1 protein-coding gene is annotated in these 244 nt (G+C 59.4%); it reads right to left on the bottom strand.

All coding sequences use genetic code 11. The features are described 5' to 3' along the window. Positions 1-224 (bottom strand): integrase catalytic domain-containing protein (locus GOOTI_RS21070; protein ID WP_083835983.1); only part of this gene is annotated, 224 nt, incomplete at its 3' end. Positions 225-244: the final 20 nt, after the last annotated feature.

Below are 244 nucleotides of genomic sequence, written 5' to 3'. Positions count from 1 at the left end.
TTGTTCCACGGTGTGCCGGGCGGAATGTAGGAGATCCCCACCGACCCTGCACAGAACGCTCGGAGGGCCTCTGAAATGAACTCGGGGCCGTTGTCCATACGCAGCACCATCGGCGGGCCACCCCAGATCGCGAAAACCTTCTCAAGCTCCTCGATCAACCGCTCCGCGGTGATCGAGCGATCGACGATGTTCAGCAACGACATCCGGGTGTGTTCATCGACCATCGAGGCGATCTTGATCTTGT

The organism is Gordonia otitidis NBRC 100426, from assembly GCF_000248075.1.
Lineage (GTDB): Bacteria > Actinomycetota > Actinomycetes > Mycobacteriales > Mycobacteriaceae > Gordonia > Gordonia otitidis.
This window is presented reverse-complemented; position numbering and strand designations above follow the sequence as displayed.